Origin of the sequence: Sphingomonas sanguinis NBRC 13937, assembly GCF_001591005.1 — a bacterium.
Taxonomy (GTDB): Bacteria; Pseudomonadota; Alphaproteobacteria; order Sphingomonadales; family Sphingomonadaceae; genus Sphingomonas; species Sphingomonas sanguinis.
This window is the reverse complement of the sequence record NZ_BCTY01000020.1, coordinates 26,539-45,443: the sequence shown is the minus strand read 5'-3', so window position 1 is coordinate 45,443 and position 18,905 is coordinate 26,539. Positions and strand designations below refer to the sequence as shown.

The 18,905-nt window shown below is 64.5% G+C and carries 19 protein-coding genes and 1 pseudogene; 11 read left to right on the top strand and 9 right to left on the bottom strand.

Annotation, left to right across the window (positions count from 1 at the left end):
* Positions 1-2 precede the first annotated feature (2 nt).
* Genes SSA01S_RS10185 through SSA01S_RS10170 form a run of 4 tightly spaced genes read left to right on the top strand, consistent with a single transcriptional unit; the run spans position 3 to position 4,538 of the window.
* Positions 3-689 (top strand): ZIP family metal transporter, encoded by a 687-nt coding sequence (locus tag SSA01S_RS10185; RefSeq protein ID WP_004212882.1) that lies wholly within the window; start codon positions 3-5, stop codon positions 687-689.
* Positions 686-1,294 (top strand): cation efflux transmembrane domain-containing protein, encoded by a 609-nt coding sequence (locus tag SSA01S_RS10180; protein WP_004212885.1) that lies wholly within the window; start codon positions 686-688, stop codon positions 1,292-1,294. Before SSA01S_RS10185 ends, SSA01S_RS10180 begins: the two co-directional genes overlap by 4 nt.
* Positions 1,291-3,792, top strand: coding sequence for a heavy metal translocating P-type ATPase (locus SSA01S_RS10175; protein ID WP_004212886.1), 2,502 nt, complete (start codon positions 1,291-1,293; stop codon positions 3,790-3,792). Before SSA01S_RS10180 ends, SSA01S_RS10175 begins: the two co-directional genes overlap by 4 nt.
* Complete coding sequence (locus tag SSA01S_RS10170) at positions 3,789-4,538, top strand: HAD-IIB family hydrolase (protein WP_004212890.1); 750 nt, start codon at positions 3,789-3,791, stop codon at positions 4,536-4,538. Before SSA01S_RS10175 ends, SSA01S_RS10170 begins: the two co-directional genes overlap by 4 nt.
* A 196-nt stretch (positions 4,539-4,734) precedes the next feature.
* On the opposite strand, the pseudogene SSA01S_RS10165 reads toward SSA01S_RS10170, so the two are convergent.
* Together SSA01S_RS10165 and SSA01S_RS10160 are read right to left on the bottom strand one after the other, a co-directional pair.
* A pseudogene (locus tag SSA01S_RS10165) lies at positions 4,735-6,378 on the bottom strand (Tn3 family transposase); the annotation flags it as partial.
* Positions 6,379-6,432: 54 nt separating this feature from the next.
* Complete coding sequence (locus SSA01S_RS10160) at positions 6,433-7,308, bottom strand: MBL fold metallo-hydrolase (protein ID WP_061780293.1); 876 nt, start codon at positions 7,306-7,308, stop codon at positions 6,433-6,435.
* A 68-nt stretch (positions 7,309-7,376) separates the two neighbouring features.
* Between SSA01S_RS10160 and SSA01S_RS10155 the strand changes: the two genes are divergently transcribed.
* Genes SSA01S_RS10155 through SSA01S_RS10145 form a run of 3 tightly spaced genes read left to right on the top strand, consistent with a single transcriptional unit; the run spans position 7,377 to position 9,004 of the window.
* Positions 7,377-7,694 (top strand): ArsR/SmtB family transcription factor, encoded by a 318-nt coding sequence (locus SSA01S_RS10155; protein ID WP_042469298.1) that lies wholly within the window; start codon positions 7,377-7,379, stop codon positions 7,692-7,694.
* Between the two features lie 4 nt (positions 7,695-7,698).
* Entirely contained in the window at positions 7,699-8,217 is a 519-nt protein-coding gene (locus SSA01S_RS10150; protein WP_042469176.1) for a rhodanese family protein, read from the top strand.
* 7 nt (positions 8,218-8,224) lie between these two features.
* Positions 8,225-9,004, top strand: a complete 780-nt coding sequence (locus tag SSA01S_RS10145; protein WP_042469177.1) for a sulfite exporter TauE/SafE family protein — start codon at positions 8,225-8,227, stop codon at positions 9,002-9,004.
* Positions 9,005-9,027: 23 nt separating this feature from the next.
* Here the strand turns inward: SSA01S_RS10145 and SSA01S_RS10140 are convergent, their stop codons facing one another.
* Positions 9,028-9,654: a recombinase family protein gene (locus SSA01S_RS10140; protein WP_082052512.1), complete on the bottom strand. Its 627-nt coding sequence runs from the start codon at positions 9,652-9,654 to the stop codon at positions 9,028-9,030.
* A gap of 129 nt (positions 9,655-9,783) precedes the next feature.
* Here SSA01S_RS10140 and SSA01S_RS10135 point away from each other — a divergent pair, with 129 nt between their 5' ends.
* Together SSA01S_RS10135 and SSA01S_RS10130 are read left to right on the top strand one after the other, a co-directional pair.
* Positions 9,784-12,753, top strand: a complete 2,970-nt coding sequence (locus SSA01S_RS10135) for a Tn3 family transposase (RefSeq protein ID WP_042491074.1) — start codon at positions 9,784-9,786, stop codon at positions 12,751-12,753.
* Between the two features lie 90 nt (positions 12,754-12,843).
* Positions 12,844-13,314, top strand: a complete 471-nt coding sequence (locus SSA01S_RS10130; RefSeq protein ID WP_053003295.1) for a YybH family protein — start codon at positions 12,844-12,846, stop codon at positions 13,312-13,314.
* 79 nt (positions 13,315-13,393) lie between these two features.
* On the opposite strand, the gene fliE is transcribed toward SSA01S_RS10130, so the two are convergent.
* The 6 genes from fliE to SSA01S_RS10100 all read right to left on the bottom strand — a co-directional run bounded on the left by fliE (position 13,394) and on the right by SSA01S_RS10100 (position 17,693).
* Complete coding sequence (fliE, locus tag SSA01S_RS19105) at positions 13,394-13,846, bottom strand: flagellar hook-basal body complex protein FliE (protein WP_042469180.1); 453 nt, start codon at positions 13,844-13,846, stop codon at positions 13,394-13,396.
* A 292-nt stretch (positions 13,847-14,138) separates the two neighbouring features.
* Positions 14,139-14,492 (bottom strand): SOS response-associated peptidase family protein, encoded by a 354-nt coding sequence (locus SSA01S_RS10120; RefSeq protein ID WP_231738854.1) that lies wholly within the window; start codon positions 14,490-14,492, stop codon positions 14,139-14,141.
* Positions 14,493-15,023: 531 nt separating this feature from the next.
* Positions 15,024-16,313, bottom strand: coding sequence for a Fic/DOC family protein (locus SSA01S_RS10115; RefSeq protein WP_042469182.1), 1,290 nt, complete (start codon positions 16,311-16,313; stop codon positions 15,024-15,026).
* A gap of 2 nt (positions 16,314-16,315) precedes the next feature.
* Positions 16,316-16,573: a hypothetical protein gene (locus SSA01S_RS10110; RefSeq protein ID WP_042469301.1), complete on the bottom strand. Its 258-nt coding sequence runs from the start codon at positions 16,571-16,573 to the stop codon at positions 16,316-16,318.
* Positions 16,574-16,701: 128 nt separating this feature from the next.
* On the bottom strand, positions 16,702-17,088 hold the full coding sequence (locus SSA01S_RS10105; RefSeq protein WP_042469183.1) for a DUF3768 domain-containing protein: 387 nt from the start codon (positions 17,086-17,088) through the stop codon (positions 16,702-16,704).
* A gap of 305 nt (positions 17,089-17,393) precedes the next feature.
* Entirely contained in the window at positions 17,394-17,693 is a 300-nt protein-coding gene (locus SSA01S_RS10100; protein WP_042469185.1) for a hypothetical protein, read from the bottom strand.
* A gap of 274 nt (positions 17,694-17,967) precedes the next feature.
* Here SSA01S_RS10100 and SSA01S_RS10095 point away from each other — a divergent pair, with 274 nt between their 5' ends.
* Together SSA01S_RS10095 and SSA01S_RS10090 are read left to right on the top strand one after the other, a co-directional pair.
* On the top strand, positions 17,968-18,477 hold the full coding sequence (locus tag SSA01S_RS10095; RefSeq protein WP_231738850.1) for a hypothetical protein: 510 nt from the start codon (positions 17,968-17,970) through the stop codon (positions 18,475-18,477).
* A 5-nt stretch (positions 18,478-18,482) separates the two neighbouring features.
* On the top strand, positions 18,483-18,848 hold the full coding sequence (locus SSA01S_RS10090) for a hypothetical protein (RefSeq protein WP_042469187.1): 366 nt from the start codon (positions 18,483-18,485) through the stop codon (positions 18,846-18,848).
* The last annotated feature ends 57 nt before the right edge of the window (positions 18,849-18,905 follow it).

Below are 18,905 nucleotides of genomic sequence, written 5' to 3'. Positions count from 1 at the left end.
AAATGCAGGCACTGCTCTATACGCTTGCGCCTGTGCTGGCGGTCGTGCTCGGCGCGATTGTCGCGAGCCGCACCAAGTTGAAACCTGGCCTCGTGGCGGGCCTACAGCATCTCGCTGCCGGCGTCGTGTTCGCGGCGGCAGCGACCGAAATCCTGCCGCAGGTCAAGCATGAGGCATCGCCCAGCGCGACGTTGATCGGCGGGGCGGCGGGCGTCGCGACCATGCTGGGGCTCAAGGCTCTTGAGGCCCGCTTCAAGGGGCCGATGGCGCTACTCGCCGCGATCGGCATCGACATTCTGGTCGACGGCCTGGTGCTCGGCCTCGCTTTCGTGGCGGGCGAGAAGGCAGGTCTCCTGCTGACGATCGCGCTCACTCTGGAAGTGTTATTTCTGGGACTGACGCTGACCGACGAGCTGGCGGAAACCTATCGCTCGCGCTTGCGCATCATCGTGATCGTCTCGGCATTGGCCCTGCTGCTGCCGATCGGCGCGCTCGCTGCCGTGCCGGTCGCCGCGCTGTCGCCGGTGATGATCGCCGGCTTCCTCAGCTTCGGGCTGATGGCGCTGCTCTACCTCGTCACGGAGGAGTTGCTGGTCGAGGCGCACGAGAAACCCGACACCCCGCTCATCAGCTCGATGTTTTTCGTCGGCTTCCTGGCCCTGCTGACACTTGAGGAGATGATGGGATGATCCCGGGCAACGACAACAATGGCGGGCAGGAGCGCCGCACACTGTGGATCGTCCTGCTGCTGAACGCGGCGATCGCTGCGGGCTTCTTCGTTTCCGGCTTCTTCGCGGACTCGAGCGCGCTGATCGCCAACGGCGTCGACAACCTGTCCGATACGGCTGTGTATGCGCTGAGCCTTGTGGCGCTCACCCGGGGCCAGACATGGAAGACACGCGCCGCGGTCGCTTCGGGCGTCATGCTGCTGATCTTCGCGGGCGGCATCTTGATCGATGTCGGACGGCGCTACGTGCAGGGCAGCGAGCCCATCGGACCTACCATGATGGTCATGTCCGCGATCGCCGGCGTCGTGAATTACCTCTGCCTGCGGCTGCTCCAGCGCCTCAAGGATCCGGACGTCAATCTCCGGGCCGCAACCACCTTCAGCTTCAACGACTTCATTTCCAACGGCGGCATCCTGATCGCCGGCGTGCTGGTGCTGTGGTTGGGTACCAATTGGCCGGACCTGCTGGTCGGCTTCGCCACCGCCATCATCGCCATCAAGGGCGGTGTCGAAATCCTGCGCGACGCGCGCGCCGAAACCAAGAAAAGCGAAAGGAGGTCGTCATGAACGACAAGCTCGAACTCGACATTCCAGTGTTGTTGCCGGACCTTCCTGACGCGGCCGATGCCTGCCTGGACCGTCTCGTATCAACCCTGTCAAAGCGCGAAGGTGTCGAGCGGGCGCATGTGATCTGTCTCGACGGCAACACGCCAGCGGCGCTGTGCATCCATTTCGATGCCGCCAAGCTGCCGCTGCCACGGTTGCGCGAAATGGTGCGCGCCGCAGGTGCCGAAATCACCGAGCGCTACGGCCATGCGATCTGGCAGGTGACGGGGATCAACCACGAACGTCGGGCGCGCACGGTCAGCGATGCGCTGTGCGCCTTGCCCGGCGTGGTCCAGGCAAGCGCCAGCACCAGCGGGTCTGTCCGGGTCGAATATGATCGCCGCGAAACCACCGAAGAGGAGGTGCGCGCTGCGCTTCGCAAGCTGAAGGTGAGGGTGGGCAAGCGGGTCGCTGCCGATGAACATGCCGGCCACGACCACGGCCCCGGGGGCCACGGCGCGGGCGAAGAGAAGCACGGCCCCGGCGATGGCCACGACCATAGCCACGCCGAATTTCTCGGCCCCAATACCGAGCTGATCTTCGCGCTCGCCTGTGGCGCGCTGCTGGGGATCGGCTACGCGATCGAGAGGCTGGTCGCTGGCGCGCCCGAATGGCTGCCGACCGCCTGCTATATCGCAGCCTATTTCTTCGGCGGATTCTTCACGCTGCGCGAGGCGATCGACAACCTCCGGATGAAGAAGTTCGAGATCGACACGCTGATGTTGGTCGCTGCGGCCGGCGCCGCTGCGCTGGGCGCATGGGCCGAAGGTGCGCTGCTGCTGTTCCTGTTCAGCCTCGGCCATGCGCTTGAGCATTATGCAATGGGCCGCGCCAAGAAGGCGATCGAGGCGCTGGCGAAGCTCGCGCCCGAAACCGCGACCGTGCGACGCGGCGGGCAGACCAGCGAAATCCCGGTCGAGCAGATGGTCGTCGGGGACATTGCCATCGTCCGCCCGAACGAGCGCCTGCCTGCCGACGGCTTCGTCATCAAGGGCACCAGCGCGATCAACCAGGCCCCGGTCACGGGTGAAAGCATCCCGGTCGACAAGGTGCCGGTCGCAGATGCCGCAGCGGCACGCGCCAAGCCCGATGCAGTCGACGCGGAAAGCCGGGTTTTTGCTGGTACGATCAACGGCGGCGGCGCGATCGAGATCGAGGTGACACGCCGTTCCAATGAAAGCGCGCTTGCCAAGGTCGTGAAGATGGTGAGCGAAGCGGAGACGCAGAAGTCGCCGACGCAGCGCTTCACCGACCGGTTCGAACGGATCTTCGTGCCCGCCGTCCTGGTCCTGTCAGTGCTCCTGCTGTTCGCATGGGTGGTCGTCGACGAGCCGTTCCGCGACAGCTTCTATCGCGCGATGGCGGTGCTGGTGGCGGCAAGCCCGTGCGCGCTCGCGATCGCAACGCCGAGCGCGGTCCTGTCGGGCGTTGCCCGTGCAGCGCGGGGCGGCGTGCTCGTGAAGGGCGGTGCACCGCTCGAAAACCTCGGGTCGCTCAAAGCGATCGCTTTCGACAAGACGGGCACGCTGACCGAAGGTCGTCCGCGCATCACTGATGTCGTGCCCGTCGATGGCGCCGATGAAGGCGAGTTGCTGGCGCTGGCTGTCGCCGTCGAAGCGTTGAGCGACCATCCCCTGGCCCAAGCGATCGTCAAGGACGGCCGCGAACGTCTGAACGATCGTGCCGTGCCGACTGCCGGCGACCTCAAGAGCCTGACCGGTCGGGGCGTCACCGCGAGCGTGGATGGCGAGACGGTGTGGATCGGCAAGGCCGAGATGTTCGGAAGTGAGGGCATTCCGGCGCTGGGGCAGGGCGCGCAGGACGCAATCGCGAAGCTGCGCGAGAACGGCCGCACGACAATGGTGGTCCGCAAGGGGGACCGCGACCTGGGCGCGATCGGCCTGATGGACACGCCTCGCGAAGCTGCCAAGACCGCGTTGCGTCGGCTGCACGAGATGGGCGTGTCGCGGATGATAATGATCTCCGGCGATCACCAGAAAGTCGCCGAAGCGATCGCCGACGAAGTCGGGATCGACGAAGCGTGGGGCGACCTCATGCCCGAAGACAAGGTTGCCGCGATCAAGAAGCTCGCCGGCGAAGACAAGGTCGCGATGGTGGGCGACGGCGTGAACGATGCGCCGGCGATGGCAAGCGCCACGGTCGGCATCGCGATGGGCGCGGCGGGGTCGGACGTTGCGCTGGAGACAGCCGACGTGGCGCTGATGGCCGACGATCTGGCGCACCTGCCATTCGCAGTCGGTCTTAGCCGCCATACCCGTGGAATCATCCGGCAGAACGTCTTCGTCAGCCTGGGTGTCGTCGCCTTCCTGGTGCCTGCTACCATCCTCGGCCTCGGCATTGGGCCAGCGGTGGCGGTTCATGAGGGATCGACGCTGCTCGTCGTCATCAATGCGCTCAGGCTGCTCGCCTACCGCGATCCGGCAGGGAAGGCGGCATGAAGTGGCTGATCGCCTTCGACCTCGACGGCACGCTTGCCGAGAGCAAGCGGCCGTTATCGGAGGATATGGCCGCAATCCTCGCCCGATTGCTCGCCATCACGGATGTGGCGGTGATCTCGGGCGGGGACTGGCCGCAGTTCGAAAAGCAGATCGCCTCGCGCCTTCCTGCCGGCGTCGCGCTCGACCGTCTCTGGTTGATGCCGACCACAGGCACGAAACTCTATCGGTTCATCAATGGCGCTTGGCGCGCGGTCTATGCCGAACTGTTCGACGACGCGGAGAAGGCGAAGATCCGCACGGCCTTCGATCAGGCGCTGACCGATGCCGGTCTCGCCGACGAACGTATCTGGGGCGAACGGATCGAGGACCGGGGCAGCCAGATCACCTTTTCGGGCCTGGGGCAGGCAGCGCCGCTGAAGGAAAAGGAAGCGTGGGATCCTGACCGAAAGAAGAGGACCGCGTTGCAGGCCACGTTGCGCGCGAAGCTGCCGGAGCTCTCGATCAATCTCGGTGGCACGACATCGATCGACGTGACCAGAGCAGGGATCGACAAGGGCTATGGCCTGAAGCGCCTGAGTGCCGAGAGCGGTGTCCCGCTCGACGGGATGCTGTTCATTGGGGATGCGATATTCCCCGGTGGGAATGACTATCCCGCTGCTGAAATCGGCCTCGACACAGTGAGGGTGCGCGACGTCGCGGAAACCACCGCCGTCGTGACCGCCATCATCGCGTGTCTGCACCGATAGGATCAAGATACATGGTCGGCTCCATCGCGGAATGCCGCATTGTCAAAGCTCTCGCTTCTGTCGCTTAGGGCAGCGCTTCCTAAAACGAAAAGAAGGCAATGTGCGCGTCTCCGCGAACAAAGCCTCCAGCGATCAATCTAAGAGATTCCGCCGCGCTTCTCAATCGTAGGGGGCGTTTGCGGGAGGGGGCGGAATCCTACGCTAAGGATTTGGGCCAGCGATATTCCCCGGTTGGATTGATGTGTTCCCATCCCAACGGCGAGACGTGGGCGAGTAGATCAGGCGCGATATGGGTACCGCTGGCGGCCCGGGTATTGACGACCTCGCCGAGCTTCATGGTGTTCCAGAATATGATGATGGCGGCGAGCAGGTTCATTCCGGCGATGCGATAGTGCTGGCCTTCGCCGGATCGATCCCGGATTTCACCTCGGCGGTGGAAGCTGATGGCGCGCTTTAGGGCGTGGTGGGCCTCACCCTTGTTGAGGCCGATCTGAGCCTGGCGCTGGAGGCCGGCATCAAGAATCCAGTCGATCATGAACAGGGTTCGCTCGATGCGGCCCACCTCTCGCAATGCGAGGGCCAGCTCATTCTGGCGCGGGTAAGAGGCGAGCTTGCGAAGAATCTGGCTGGGGGCGACGATCCCCGCTGCGATCGTCGCCATGATGCGCAGGATGTCGGGCCAGTTGCGCTCGATGTGCGGTTCATTGATCTTACCTCCGACCAGCGCTCGCACATTGGCCGGCGTCGCGTTGGGCGTGAAGGCATAGAGTCTTTTCTGAGGGAGATCGCGGATACGGGGGGCGAACCTGTAGCCGAGCAAGGCGCAGGCGGCGAACACATGATCGGTGAAGCCGCCCGTGTCGGCAAAATGCTGGCGAACGCGGCGGCCCGCGTCATTCATGAGCAGCCCGTCCAGGATATAGGGAGCCTCGCTGACCGTTGCCGGGATCACCTGGGTTGCGAACGGCGCATATTGATCGGACACATGGCTGTATCCCTTGAGGCCCGGGACGTTGCCATATTTCGCGTTGATCAGATTCATCGCCTCGCCCTGCTCGGTAGCAAGGAAGAACTGCCCGTCGCTGGATGCCGATTGCCCTTGTCCCCAGAAGGCGGCCATGGGCAGGGCGGCGTGGGCCTCCACGATCATGGCGAGCGCCCGATCATAGGCGCTGCCTTCGACATGCCAGCGCGCGATCCGCAGCAATTCCCAGAAGCTGTGCGTGTTGGTCGCCGCCGCCATCTTGCGCAAACCGAGATTGACGCCTTCCGCCAGCAACACGTTCATCAGGCCGATCCGGTCGCTGCAGGGCGCGCCGGTGCGCAGATGCGTGAACGCCTCGGAAAATCCGGTTCGCTCATCGACTTCCAGCAACAGATCGGTGATCCTCGCGGGCGGGAGCTGTTGATAGAGATCGAGCACGAGATCCTCGGCCCCTTCGGGCGTGTCGGCCCTCAGCTTGTCGATGTGCAGCTTGCCGTTCTCGATGATGCCGCCTGGGATCGTGCCGGTTCGCGCCGCGCGGCCAAACTCCTTCAGCCGTGTATCCAGTCGAGCCCTGCGCTCGGCCAGCCATTCGCCGGGTCGCAGCGGCACGGCGAGCCGCGCGGTCTGCTCTATCGCCTGTGGCGGGACCAGAAGCTGCTTGAGGTCGCCATAGCGGCGCGATCCCGCCAACCATATGTCACCGGACCGGAAGGCGTCGCGGATGTGGAACAGCACCGCGATTTCCCAAAGCCGGTGGTCGCCGCTGGGCTCAGCGCGAAGATGACGATGCCATTTCGAGTTGGGACGTAGAAAATCCACCGGCGGATCGACCTTGATCCGGGGACCGGTGAGAGGATGGTCGAAAACGTACGCTAAGCACAAAGCCGTGTCAGCGATCGTATGACATCACGGATGGCCGGCTTTCCATTTTACCGGAATACGCAAGTAGGTGACACCGTTCGCCTCCGCCTGATCGAAATGGCCCGCGCGGATGTTGACCTGGATCGAGGGCAGCAGGAGCTTGGGCACGGATAGCCCGGCGTCACGCTGCTCGCGCATGGCGACGAAGTCGTCCTCATTCACACCGTCATGGACGTGGACGCTCGACCGTCGCTGCTCGCCCACCGTCGTCTCCCAGCGATAGTCGTCGCGACCCGGTGCCTTGTAGTCGTGGCAGAGGAACAGTCGCGTCTCGTCGGGCAGCGCCAATAGCCGGCGGATCGAGCGATAGAGCGTCCGCGCATCCCCGCCCGGGAAGTCGGCGCGGGCGGTGCCATAGTCGGGCATGAACAGCGTATCCCCGACGAACGCCGCATCGCCGATCAGATAGGTCACGTCGGCCGGGGTGTGGCCGGGGACATGCAGCACCTCGACCGCCAGCGCCCCGATCGCGAACTGGTCGCCATTCTCGAACAGGCGGTCGAAGTCCGAGCCGTCCGTTTTCAGATCATCCATCGCGAACACGGGGCGGAAGATTTTCTGCACGTCGCGGATATGCGCGCCGATCCCGATCCATGCGCCTGTATGCGCCTTGATGAAGGGTGCGGCCGACAGATGATCGGCATGAGCGTGCGTCTCCAGCACCATCGCGATCCGCCAGTCCTGCTCGCGGGCGAAGGCGACGATCCGCTCGGCCGAGCGCGTGTCGGCGACGCCGCTCGCCATGTCGAAGTCGAGGACTGGATCGATCACCGCCGCAGTCCGTGTCGCGGGATCGCCGACGAGGTAGCTAATCGTATTGGTCGGCTCGTCGAAAAACGCCTCGATGAGGGGCTGAGTCATGATTTTCTCCGTTAGCGCTTGCTAATATATTAGCTGGTGCTACATAAGCAACACCTAATGGAGTGGCGATGATGCTCAAACCGCCGATGGACCTGGCGACATTCGAGGCGAAGGCCGGGCAGGTCGCCGACACGCTGAAGGCGATCGGCAATGCTCGCCGGCTGATGCTGCTGTGCAAGCTGGTCGAGCATGGCGAGATGACGGTCGGCGATCTGGCCCGTGATGTCGGCTTGTCGCAGTCGGCCTGCTCGCAGCACCTGGCCAGGATGCGCGACGAGGGTCTCGTCACCTACCGGCGGGAGAGCCAGACGCTCTGGTACGCCATCGCGGATGCCCGCGTCGAAACGCTGCTCGGCACTCTCTACCAGCTCTACTGCAAGGATTGATGCGATGACGCTCGCGACCCTTTCTCCCGACGATACCCGTGCCGCGATCGATGCCGGTGCGCGCCTGATCGACATTCGCGGTGCCGACGAGCATGCGCGCGAACGCATTCCCGGCGCGATGAACGTGCCGCTCGACCGGATCGGCGATCTCCCGCGCGACGATCGTCCGGTCGTCTTTCACTGCAAGTCCGGGATGCGCACCGCCGCCAATGCGGCGCAGCTCGGCGCGGCAGCGGGTGGCGCGCCGGCCTATATCCTGGGCGGCGGCATCGATGCGTGGCGGCAGGCAGGACAGCCCACCGTCGCCGATCGGTCGCAGCCGTTGGAAATCATGCGGCAGGTGCAGATTACCGCCGGTGGGCTGGTGCTGATCGGCGTTCTGCTCGGCACGTTCGTCGCTCCCGGCTTCTTCGGGCTGTCGGCGTTCGTCGGGGCGGGGCTGATGTTCGCGGGCGTGACGGGGTGGTGCGGCATGGCCAACCTGCTGCGCGTCATGCCCTGGAACCGGCGCGCGACAGCCTGAGGCGATCGTGGACACCGCTGCCACCCTTGCCGCGCTTGCATCGGGCGGCGTGATTGGCCTGATCCTCGGCCTTGTCGGCGGAGGCGGGTCGATCCTCGCCGTGCCACTCCTGATCTATGTTGTCGGCGTCGGATCACCGCACGCTGCGATCGGGACGGCCGCTGTCGCCGTCACCGTCAATGCGCTTGCCAGCCTGGTCGGCCATGCGCGAGCGGGCCGCGTGAAATGGCGGTGCGCCAGTGTCTTCGCCGTCTCCGGAATGATCGGCGCGGCGCTGGGGGCGGAGTTGGGCAAGGCGTTCGACGGCAAGCGACTGCTTGTCCTGTTCGGGCTTCTGATGATTGGCGTCGGTTTGTCGATGTTGCGCAAGCGCCGCACGGCGGAAGCGCCGGACGTGCGACTGACCCGCGATAGCGCCTCGACGCTGCTGCCGCGCTTGGTTCCGATCGGGCTGGGCGTCGGGCTTGCCGCCGGCTTCTTCGGGATCGGGGGCGGCTTCCTGATCGTGCCGGGGCTGATCCTCGCGACCGCGATGCCGCTGCCCTTCGCGATCGGCACGTCGCTGGTCGTCGTCAGCGCGCTGGGGTTGACCACCGCCTTGTCCTACGCCCTGTCGGGGCTGGTCGACTGGAGCGTGACCGCGATGCTGGTCGTGGGCGGCGTCGCTGGAACGATCGGCGGTATTGCATTGGGCAAGGTTCTCGGCACCCGTAAGGGGCTGCTCGAACGTGGCTTTGCCGCCGTCGTGATTGCGGTAGGAACCTACGTTACGGCATCGTCGCTCTGAACCTGAGCAGCTTCAGCCGACTGCTATCGGCGCCCTCGCGCCAACAGCTTTTCACCATCGGGCCTGATCTCGCCCTTCGGCGTGACGTGTCGGTAGAGTGTTTGGCGCGTCACGCCGAGTTCGGCGCATAGCTCCGCGACCTTGGTTTCCGGTTTGCCCATCGCGGCCTGGGCGAGACGCAGTTTGGCCGGCGTCATCTTGAACGGACGCCCGCCGTGCCGACCGCGTGCCCGAGCGGACTCCAGACCGGCGCGCGTGCGCTCGACGATCAGTTCTCGCTCGAACTCGGCGAGGCCGGCGAAAATCGCGAAGATCAGCCGACCGTTGGCGGTGGTTGTGTCAATCGACGCGCCTTCGCCCGCCAGCACCTTCAACCCGATGCCACGCTTCGTCAGATCACCAACCGTATTGACGAGGTGGCGCAAATCGCGGCCGAGCCGATCGAGTTTCCAGATGACCAGCGTGTCGTCGCGGCGCAGCGCCTTCAGGCAGGCGTCCAGTCCCGGTCGCTTGTCGAGCCGGCCCGATGCGGCATCCTCATAGATATGCTCGGGATCGACGCCGGCCGCGACCAGCGCGTCGTGCTGCAGGTCGTGGACCTGGCTGCCGTCCGCCTTGGACACCCGCGCGTAACCGATCTGCGTTGTCACATATACGTCCGTTCACGTGACGGAGCGGCATTGCCCGTCGATCAATCGCGATAATGTCACATAACCCGTCTTCTGGTCTATGCTCCATGAACGGGTACGCTTTCCTGTTTCGTGACGAACAGGAAGCCGATGCCGACCAAGACCATCCTGTCGCCCGCGCAGCGTGCTGTGATCTTCGACCCGCCTGCCGATCGCGCGACGATCGAACGGCTCTATACGCTCGGTCCCGACGATCTGGCACAGGTGGCGCGACGTCGGCGCGGGGCGAACCGGCTCGGCTATGCGGTGCAGCTTTGCTACCTGCGTCATCCCGGTCGCAGGCTACTGACGGGGGATGCGGTGCCCGCCGCCATGCTCGCGCTGCTCGCCGATCAGATCGGGTGCGTAGCCGACGACTTCACCGGCTATGCCACGCGCCCCACGACATTGCGCGAACACCGGGCCGAGATCGAAGCTCTGCTCGGTCTGCGCGCCTTCGCGCGGGTGGATGTACGGGCGATGCTGGCGCTGGGATCGGAGATTGCCGCTTCGACTGATAGAGGTGAGACGATCGTCACAGGCATGGTCGATCGCTTGCGGGCGGACCGGATCGTACTGCCGGCGACATCGACGCTGGAACGGCTCGCCCTCATCGTGCGGACACGGGCGCGCAAGGCGGCCCATTCCAATCTGATCCGCGACTGTTCGACCGAACAGGAAGCCGCACTCGAACACATGATCGCCTCCGACGATGATGGGCGCACCCGGCTAGGATGGATACGCGAATGGCCGGAAGCACCATCGGCCGCGAACCTGAAGGGAATCGTCGAACGGCTCGACACCGTGCGCGGCATCGGGATCGCGGCTGATCGAGCACGACGTATCCATGCTGCTCGCTATGCCGTCATTGCGCGGACCGCCGGCATCGTCACCGCCCAGCACCTGCGGCGTCTCGAACGTCCGCGCCGGCTCGCCATGCTCGTAGCTTCCGTGATCGAGATGGAAGCGACGTTGACCGACGCCGCGCTGGTCATGGTGGAGAAGATGGTGGGCGCGCTGTTCCGCCGTGCCGACCGCACCCGCTCCGATCGGCTGCTCGGCCAGGCACGGATGCTGAAGGACACCGCGCGTTTCCATGCCCGGCTCGGTCGCCTGCTGGTAGATGCTCGTGCGAGCGGGCGCGATGCCTTCCGCGCGATCGACGCGAAGATGGGCTGGGATCAGCTCGAACGCAGCATCCGCTTTGCCGAGGATCTGACGCGCTCGGCCGATGACGGGCTGGAAGAAGTGGTCGAACGCTATCCCGCCGTGCGGCGTTTCGCCCCGACGTTTCTCGCCGCTTTCACCTTCCGCACCGCGCGGTTGGCTGATCCGCTGCTCGGCGCGATCGAGGTGCTGCGCACGATGTACCGCGACGGTCGATCGGTCCTGCCGAAGCGAGTGCCGACCAGCTTCATCAAGCCGCGCTGGCGCAAGGTCGTGCAGCCGGCGGAAGGGACGATAGACCGGCGCGCCTATGAGATCGCAGTGATCGCCCACCTGCGCGAGCGGCTCGGCTCGGGCAGCATCTGGGTGGACGGCAGCCGCGCCTATCGCACGCTCGACGACTATCAGCTGCCCATGCCCGCCTTCGAAGCGATGCGCGCGAGCGGCGATCTGCGCCTGGTTGTGCCGACCGACTTTTCCAAATGGTACGAGGAACGCCGCACCCTGTTGGCCCGGCGCATGACGGAGGTGGAGCGCGCAGCCGCAGCGGGCGAGCTGGTCGATGTGACGATCGAACGCGGGCAGTTGCTCATATCGTCGATCCGGCGATCCCCGTCCGACGATGCCGATGCGCTAAAGGCCCGGCTCTACGCGATGCTGCCGCGCGTCCGAATCACCGATCTGCTGGTCGAGGTCGCCGCATGGTCGGGATTCGCCGACCGTTTCGTCCATGCGCGCAGCGGCGCCCCCGCCTCCGACCAGTCCGCGCTGATGGGTGCGATCCTCGCCGATGCGACCAACCTCGGCCTGGGCCGCATGGCCGAAAGCTCGCGCGGGCTGACGTTGTCTCGCCTGCGCTGGACGGCGGAATGGCATGTGCGCGACGAAACCTATCTGTCGGCGCTGGCGGCGATCGTCGATTGCCATACCGCGCATCCGCTCGCGGCGGTCTGGGGACCGGGCGATACATCGTCGTCGGACGGGCAGTTCTTTCGTGCCGGTGGTCAGGGCGAGGCCCGCGCCGATCACAACGCCCGCTATGGCACCGAACCAGGCGTGCTGTTCTACACCCACGTCACCGACCGCTTCACGCCGTTCCACACCAAGGTCATCGCCGCCAATGCCGGCGAGGCCGCGCATGTCCTCGACGGCCTGCTCGACCATGAAAGCGAGCTGGTCATCCGCGAACATGCGACCGATACCGCCGGCGCGGTCGATCATGTCTTCGGCCTGTGCCATCTGCTCGGCTTCCGCTTCGCGCCCCGCATCCGCGACCTCAACGAGCGCCGGCTCTACAGCCTGTCGCCGCTCGACTCGTGGCCGACGCTGCGCCCGCTCGTCGCCGGTCCGGTCAAGATCCGCGCGATCGAGGAGAACTGGGACGAAACCCTGCGCCTTGCCGCCTCGATCCGCGCCGGCACGGTGAGCGCCTCGGTCATGCTCCGCAAGCTGGCGGGCTTCCCGCGTCAGAACTCGGTCGCCCGCGCGCTGCGGGAGATAGGTCGGATCGAACGCACCCTGTTCATGCTCGACTGGTTCGATGATCCCGACCAGCGTCGTCGCACCGGCAGCATTCTCAACAAGGGCGAGGCCCGCAACGCGCTCGCCCGCGCCATCTTCTTCAACCGCCTCGGCGAACTGCGCGACCGCACCTTCGAGAACCAGCGCCATCGCGCCTCCGGCCTGACCCTCGTCACCGCGGCCATGACGCTCTGGAACACCGTCTATCTCGACCGAGCTGTCCGTCATCTGCGCGGCAGCGGCGTCGACGTGCCCGACGAGCTGCTCGCCCACGTCGCCCCTCTGGGCTGGGAGCATATCGGCCTCACCGGCGACTATCTCTGGGGCGAGATCGACAAACCTCGCGAGCGGTTCAGGCCGCTGCGCCTCCACCAGCAAAGCCGGGACGCTTAGCGTACGTTTTCGACCATCCTCTCACCGGTCCCCGTATTGCCTCAAACGGCGATAGCCTAAAGTGGAGAGTTTTATTTTGGGAGATCAGGAATGAACATCGGGATGAAGACGATCATGGCGTTGTCAATTGCTCTGCCCGCCGCGGCGTGGGCGCAGTCTGACGCTCGAGCCGCTGATGCGCGCGCCGTGAAGGCTGTGCTGTCGTCGTACAAGAAGGCGATCGAAAAGCTTGACGCCGCTGGAACCGAGCGACTGTTCACGACCAACGCGCAGATTTTCGAGACAGGAGCATCTGAGGGCAGCTACACCACGTACTTGGCTCATCATCTCGGTCCCGAGCTGAAGCAGTTCAAATCGTTCCGTTTCTCAGACTACAAGGTCGACGTCCGCTTCGAGGGACCGGTTGCCCTTGCAACCGAAACCTACCGTTACCGGATTCAGCCCAAAACCGGTGAGGCGGCCGAACGGCTCGGTGTTGCCTCAAGCGTACTTAAAAAGGTGGGCGGCAGCTGGAAGATCGTGTCCATGCACAACAGTGCTCGTAAGCCGAAGGGAAGCTAATGGAGGTAGGCGGAGGCTGGTGCGTGAACGTATTTCTCAGCAGGGATTAACGACTCAGGGAGGTGCTTTCGGGATTGCGCTACACCGGCATGCTCATAATGTCCTTGTAGGCGGACAGCACTTTGTTGCGAACCTGCAACGTCGCCTCGAATGCGATTGAGGACTCCTGCCGCGCAAGCATCACCTTCGCGATGTCGGTTTCCTCTCCGCGTTCGTAGGCAACCGTCAAAGCACCAGCGCGCGCATTGATCGCATTAATTTTTTGAAGCTGCGTCTGAAAAGTAGCGGCGAAGCCGCCTAGATCGGCGTGTCCTGATTGCGAAACGGCCGCCGCTCCGCCCACGCCTGAGACAGAATTTGGGCTATCCGCCTTTCCCAGCGCGGTGTGCATCGCTGCGTCAAAAGCCGCTCCTTTCGCAGCCCCGGACACGGAGACAGAGTTCGGGTTGCTTGCTACGTTCCGAAGCGCCGCGTTCTTGTCGAGGACAGCGTTCCGCAAAGCCATGACATCATTGATGGAGATGCTGCTCATATTTTACCTCGGTGCGCCTTCAGCGCACCGACATGTCGCATTGAAACCGTTATGGCATGGTTAATTGAACTTAGTACTGATTGCCTATTCATGAAGCTATGCACCGATCCCTCGCGCAACGTCTCGTCGCGGATAGGTTCGAGGGTATTGTCTTGATACCAGCGTCGCCCCTCGATCCGGCTCCCGGTGCGAAGCACGCCGGTCGCATAGGCAGCGCGGTCCGCATCATCCATCATAGGGTCGCACCAGCGCCAGCGCCGTTTCGTGGGGCCCGTCAAGCTATGTGGTGAAGTCACGCAGATGGAGGATTACCGGCATCGCCTTGGGATGCCATGGCGAGACGATCGCGTTCGGCGAAGGCGTAGGCTTCGCTACGCACAGTCGGTCGCCATATGCCGACGAAGAACGCGATCGGCTCATTGGGGATCAAGAACCACATCTGCCGGGGCTTGCCATCGTCGCCAGTCCCGCCCTCGGGGTGGGGTCCGGCGAAATGGGTGAACGGGACAAGGCAGCGCCGCTCCGGGTTGGCGAGCGACGGCTTCCACATCGATGAAGCGAGGTTGCGGCCATGGGTCACATACTTGTCCAGCTTCACGACCGGGTCGCGCTTGCTCGGCGCCTGGATCGCGAAGCCCCATTCCATCGTGACCGGCTCCAATGGCCGGTTGCCCGGCGACGATCACCGCACGCCCAGGCGCACCGAGGGGTCTTCTTCTCGGTAGGGAAGACTTCGCGCGGCACCGGGGAGGTCTCATCCCCAGGATTGGCAGACGTATCGCTAAAGCGATCCCCGGCAATGGGGTGCGGGTTCGATCCCTGCCGCTGACGTTAAGACCGAGCAAGACGGATCATGGATGTCAAAAATCGCGACTACGCGGTTTTAATCAAGAGAACGCAATAAAAGTTTAGCGTGAGTATTTTGCGCTCTCGATCTGATATTTCCCAACCCGGAAATGAAGTTCTTTGAAGCATGGAGGGTTGATATCAATTCTGAATGCCGGAAGCAGGCACTTTGAGATATTCGACACGAAGGTGACAACTCACGTTTCATCTGTGACGGTGACCGTATCAGGTTTCACGACCGCATCTCCTTGCGTTGACAATCCGGTTCCCGCTTGCGGCGGGGACCGCAATCACACAACCGATTGCACATTCCCCCGTCCTCCAAAAGCTGTCAGCGACTCCGGTCCTTATCGCGCGGTGCTGGCGCTTGCGCCGGGGTCGCGCGGCCGATTTTGACGTCCAGCGATCCGCCCGCTTTGATCCGATCGGCGACGAGCTGGCGCGTCGACTCCGCGATGGCTCCGACCATGCGCGCGCTCTCGCCCCGATCGCGCGCGGTCTTCATGGCCGCGTCGACGATTGCCTGGGCGGGCGCAAGGCGCGGATCGGCTTGGTTCTTCTCCGGCGTGTTCTTCAGGAACAGCTCGGCAAGCCGCTCCTGCCCCGGCGAGTGACCAGGGGGCAGGATCGGCCGCTCCAGCGACCGCACGGCGCGCTGGAGCTGGGCCGGCTGCTGGTTGTTGATTTGAACACCGAGTGCTGCGCCGATCTCCCGCACGCGCTCCAACGGCGTCTGCTGCGGCGTCACGACGGCATCGACCTGACGGACACCTAGATAGGTGAGAAGGTGCGATTGATAGATCGGCCCTTTGGCATGGCGGACATAGGCGAGTTCGGTGCGCGCGTTGGCGATGGCGGGGGAGGGGGCACCCTCCTTAATCAACCCACGCAGCCGATCGGCCGCCTGTTGGCGAGCGGCCGGCAAATAGCGTTCCAGCTCCTCGCGCGCCTTGGTCAGCGTCACGCGGTAGCGTTGCCCCTCGGGCGGCGCGCGCTTGGGGAGCATGGCGATCCCTGCGGGGCCAATCCGCGCCTCGGGCGCGAGGTCGCGCTTGATCGCCGCTGCGGAGAGAACCGCCGCCATTCCGCGATGATCGCCGGTAAGAAAGCCGTGACGGGACGCCTCCATCCAACGGTCCTTGTCGATCGCGGCGATGCGGATCGGGTGGCCGGCTTCGCGGGCGAGCTGGGCGGCATGGTGGCGCATGGTGCGCCCGTTCCCTTCGCGGAAGGGATGAATGGCGTTGATCTCGTTGATGTGGTTGCCGAGCCGATCGAAAAACTCGTCGCGAGGAAGCACCCGCAAGCCGCTCTGCGCTCCTACCTCGGCGAACCGCTTGTCGAGTTCGCGCGCGATGTAGGGGACGGCGGCGAAGCTCGATCCGCCCTTGGCGATGTTGACGGTGCGGTCCTGGCCTGCCCAATCGTAGAGGTCTTGGAACAGGTGTTTGTGAAGGGCACGGTAGCCGTCGGCGGTGGCTGGAAAGGTCAGGCGCGCAGCCTCCGCGCCGCGCGCCTGCGTCAGTCGTCGTTCGGCCTCGGTAAGCGTTTTGTCTTCCGTAATCCCGAGCCGGTTACGAAGCGTCTCGGTGCCGGGATATGTATAAGGATCGCTTGCCAAGGTCAGGCAGCGATCTGGCGGGTTCCGGGCTGATAGAGACTGAGGATAATCGAGGGCATGAGGGCGGGCGGAACGCCCTCGTCGAGCATCATCGAGAACATCGCGTCCTCGTCGATGGTCGGGGTCATATCCTCGATAACGAGATTGGCACGGGCTTCCGCTACGTCCTCGCGCCAAAGCGCAACCTGTTCAGGGCTGCCGCGCTCGAAATCCATCTGGCGGATGCGCTCGCGCAGCGTTTCAAGATCGATCTGGGCCATCGCGGTCATCCTTTCTGCTCATAACCCTACGCCTTCCAACGCGATTCCTCAACAAATCACGTGCGATAAGAGCCGGTCGGTGCGTCGCGATCCGCGCTCGCTTGAACGCGGATCGCACGCCGGGGACGTCAGTATTCGCTCGCGAGCATGATCGTCAGCACGCGCTTGGTCTGTTGCTCATCCCACGGCGCTTCGCTGCCATAGGTAAGCGTGTTGTCGTAGTAGTCCACCTTCCAGAAAACGGTTTCGGCGATTGCCTTGTCGTCGCTCGGTCGCTCCTGCGTCCACGTTCCCGTCGCGAGCCGATAAACCGCGCCGAAATCATGTTCTCCGTGAGGATCGTTGTCGCCGGTGAATTGCGAGAAGCCGACGATCGCCGCCAGCGCCGCGAAGCGATCCGCGTCGGGGAGAGACTGGAAACCCAGCGTGACGTTGGCGATGGATGCGGTGCCCGGTTGGCTCCGGGCTAGGTCATTAAGGCGACGGATGGTGTCGAGTTGTTCGGGGCTGCACATCACTGATCCTCCTTCTGGCATGGGCCGCAAGGCCGCTCGGCCTCACGGCCCTGCCTGTCCGGCGAGGACGGGATGGGGAGGGGGAGCGAGAATCTACCGCTGGTGCGGGCGAGCCGCCTAGCGCGGCCGAAGCCTCCGGCGACGGGTGCCGCGGTTGGCGGATTACACGGGCGGTCGATTGTCGTTCGGGAACGAAAGGGCAGCGCCCTTGGTGTTCCCCTAGCGCCGGTCGCGCGCATCGCGATCGGCGAGAGTTGCGCGGTGCGGATCTCCGCACGGCACTATCGCGCGCAAGCGCGCCCCCGTCAGGAGGGCGCGTTGCGTGCGTCGCGGGCGGCGATCACCAGATCGACGATACGCGGCTGATGGAACAGCTCGCCACGCTCGACAACACCGAGACCGGGACCATCGAGAACGTCGCGGATGCGATCCTGCACGACCTCCTCCAGGTCTCCGGCGAGAACCCAAAAGTGGCGCGGGTCACGATCGCGGCCATCGGCGCGGAACTGGTCGCTTTCGACGACGGCCTGGACCAGCGCGTTCAGCGCGGCCATCCCCAGCGCGCGCTCGAAGGCGAGCTGCGCGAATAGGCGATGATGGGACATGGAAACCTCCGTGTTGCCGTGATTGGCGACGACGGCGGGAGGGGCGCGGAACGCCGGGTCATAGGACCGCGCCAGCGGCCGGCTTGCCGGGCAGCGGGGGAGCCGATTTGCGCAGCAAATTGGGGGGACCGCTGATCCTTGAGGCGGCGTTCCGCGCCCCTCACGATGGGCGGAGACTGACGGACTGCCTCTACAAACCAACGCCCGCCCACGGGGCGGACCGCTAGCCGATTTTCTGCTTTCGTTCTCGACTCGGCTGACTCATAGAATCGTCATGCCGATCATGGCCGAACATCGCTGGCTCTACCCGATCGACTGGCCTGAGTTGTCGAGGCTGATCCGGTTCGGCCGCGCCAAGGGGCGCTGCGAGCATTGCCAGCGCCCGCACGGCCGGCGGGTGTTCCACTTGGGTGACGGACGCTGGTGGGACGCTGATCGCCACCAATGGCGCGACGGGCGCGGTCGCCGGGTGCGTGCGCCTAAGTCGGACGTGGCGACGATCGTGCGCATCACGCGGGTCTATATCGCGTGTGCGCATCTGAACCATGACCCCACCGACAACGCACCACGCAATTTGGCTGCACTCTGCCAGCGATGCCATATGATCCATGACGCGGCCGAACATCGGCGCCGGCGATGGCTGAATGCTTACAGACGTCGGGCCTTGGGCGATCTGTTCGCATGGTTCGAACCACGCGCGATCTTGGTGAGGAATGGCGGCGGTCGTAGTATCAGCTTGGGTGACGGGCTGCGCGGCTCACACGCGAATAGCAGAATGGAGTGATAGCAATGGATACCTTCAACGCTGGCGTCCAATACAACGACTTCAAGGGAACCGTTGCCGCGGACATTTCCGATAATGTCGCGCTTGCCGGCCATCTGGTGTCTTTGGGAAAAGCTGAAAGCGACGAGCGTGTCATTGGATTCAGGATCGCTTCTGGGGAGAACCAGGGGACACCCGTGACCGATGTGTCGCTGGTGGCTTATCTTCTTCGGTCTGCTGAGTTTGAGCCAGCCCCGGCAGAGGTGCGTGCTGTCGAATTGCGCATCACGCCGGGGGAAGCGCTCGCATTTTTCAAGCGTTTCGACCTCGTGGCAGTTCGGCGCGGCGTCGATTTGAGCGGCACTCACGTAGATGGCCCGCATTACGATTAAACTCGCCATCGCGCCGCCCGTCCCTTGTGGGCGGGCGGCGTGCGCTGATCTGCAAGG

Coding starts and splice junctions, on each gene's coding strand:
- fliE (WP_042469180.1), bottom strand. CDS start 13,846: ATGAGCAGCATCTCCATCAATGATGTCATGGCTTTGCGGAACGCTGTC.
- SSA01S_RS10170 (WP_004212890.1), top strand. CDS start 3,789: ATGAAGTGGCTGATCGCCTTCGACCTCGACGGCACGCTTGCCGAGAGC.
- SSA01S_RS10150 (WP_042469176.1), top strand. CDS start 7,699: ATGACGCTCGCGACCCTTTCTCCCGACGATACCCGTGCCGCGATCGAT.
- SSA01S_RS10095 (WP_231738850.1), top strand. CDS start 17,968: ATGCCGATCATGGCCGAACATCGCTGGCTCTACCCGATCGACTGGCCT.
- SSA01S_RS10180 (WP_004212885.1), top strand. CDS start 686: ATGATCCCGGGCAACGACAACAATGGCGGGCAGGAGCGCCGCACACTG.
- SSA01S_RS10160 (WP_061780293.1), bottom strand. CDS start 7,308: ATGACTCAGCCCCTCATCGAGGCGTTTTTCGACGAGCCGACCAATACG.
- SSA01S_RS10090 (WP_042469187.1), top strand. CDS start 18,483: ATGGATACCTTCAACGCTGGCGTCCAATACAACGACTTCAAGGGAACC.
- SSA01S_RS10175 (WP_004212886.1), top strand. CDS start 1,291: ATGAACGACAAGCTCGAACTCGACATTCCAGTGTTGTTGCCGGACCTT.
- SSA01S_RS10120 (WP_231738854.1), bottom strand. CDS start 14,492: ATGGAATGGGGCTTCGCGATCCAGGCGCCGAGCAAGCGCGACCCGGTC.
- SSA01S_RS10135 (WP_042491074.1), top strand. CDS start 9,784: ATGCCGACCAAGACCATCCTGTCGCCCGCGCAGCGTGCTGTGATCTTC.
- SSA01S_RS10105 (WP_042469183.1), bottom strand. CDS start 17,088: ATGTGCAGCCCCGAACAACTCGACACCATCCGTCGCCTTAATGACCTA.
- SSA01S_RS10185 (WP_004212882.1), top strand. CDS start 3: ATGCAGGCACTGCTCTATACGCTTGCGCCTGTGCTGGCGGTCGTGCTC.
- SSA01S_RS10100 (WP_042469185.1), bottom strand. CDS start 17,693: ATGTCCCATCATCGCCTATTCGCGCAGCTCGCCTTCGAGCGCGCGCTG.
- SSA01S_RS10130 (WP_053003295.1), top strand. CDS start 12,844: ATGAACATCGGGATGAAGACGATCATGGCGTTGTCAATTGCTCTGCCC.
- SSA01S_RS10155 (WP_042469298.1), top strand. CDS start 7,377: ATGATGCTCAAACCGCCGATGGACCTGGCGACATTCGAGGCGAAGGCC.
- SSA01S_RS10110 (WP_042469301.1), bottom strand. CDS start 16,573: ATGGCCCAGATCGATCTTGAAACGCTGCGCGAGCGCATCCGCCAGATG.